Source organism: Snodgrassella gandavensis, from assembly GCF_914768025.1.
Lineage (GTDB): Bacteria > Pseudomonadota > Gammaproteobacteria > Burkholderiales > Neisseriaceae > Snodgrassella > Snodgrassella gandavensis.
In genome coordinates this window covers 1-1047 of sequence record NZ_CAJZCE010000035.1, presented here as the reverse complement: position 1 = coordinate 1047, position 1047 = coordinate 1, and the positions used below count along the sequence as shown (strand labels likewise).

Here is a 1047-nt window from a genome sequence, read left to right as displayed (position 1 = left end):
AGAGATTAATATGAAAAATATAATACGAATATTTTGGTTTTCACTGTTTCTAACTGGATGCCATTCACAAAATAGTTTTCAACAGTTAAATTCGTTAAATATAGATTCAATGGAAAATGATTATAGTCTTATAAGATACTCTTTTCCAATGACGGGTTTAATAAATTTAGATATACCTAGGAATGAACCTTTAAATGTGTCGGTACGATCAAACTGTATTTTAATACTTAGTGGAAAGCCTGAGGATAATAATAGAAAACTGTATAAAGTTATATGTTATAAACCTTTTCCTAAAAACGTTTTCACTCCACTAGGATGTATATACTTTTCAAAATATCAAAGCAAACCTCTAAGCAAAGACTCTGCGATCGCACGACATGAAATGGAGTGTCGCCCTGAATATATAGAAAGTGCGGTTAAAGAGCTTGAAGCTAAACCAGATTTAGAAGATATTGCAGTAGATTATTCTACTGCGAGTGAAAATAAAAAAAAGGTTTATTTATTTATAAAAAATAAACATACAACAACAAACAACTGAGCATTAGTAGTCATATAACCGTCCCCTATGCCCTACTGGGCGCCATCAGTGCCAGCGTAAACGGCGGTAATGCCGCCGCCGGAGCAGTAGGCGCCAGTGCAGCCGAATTAGCTGCCCAATACCTGATTAAACAACTGCCTAAAGATCAGTATCCCGAAGCGATAGACCCAATAACCGGCGAGATAGACCCGAATCGCTTACCGGAGAATGTCAAAGCCAGCATCAGAGATCTATCGTCAGCAGTGGCCACCGTATCAGGCGGGCTAACGGGTGGCTCGCTGGTTAATGCGCAGATAGCCGGTGTAGTTGGGCAGAATGCAGTGGAGAATAATGTAGATTTAATCCAGCTGATATCACCAGCATCAGCTGCAATGTTGTCCAAGGATCCAAAACACCGCTGTAAATACCCCATAGTTAGTACAAAACAGACGTAGAAAATCATGCTACTTGTTTTAGTGTTTTATACTCAATCGGCGTCATATTATTTAGTGCCTCATGAGGTCTTTCGG

2 protein-coding genes are annotated in these 1047 nt (G+C 39.1%); both read left to right on the top strand.

All coding sequences use genetic code 11. The features are described 5' to 3' along the window. The coding region (locus MJ764_RS11340; protein ID WP_239327123.1) for a hypothetical protein at nt 1-538 on the top strand (538 nt) is incomplete at its 5' end. A 242-nt stretch (nt 539-780) separates the two neighbouring features. After that, the gene (locus MJ764_RS11700) at nt 781-972 is read left to right on the top strand and encodes a VENN motif pre-toxin domain-containing protein (RefSeq protein ID WP_420853960.1); all 192 of its coding nucleotides are present in this window, start codon (nt 781-783) and stop codon (nt 970-972) included. Nucleotides 973-1047 lie beyond the last annotated feature (75 nt).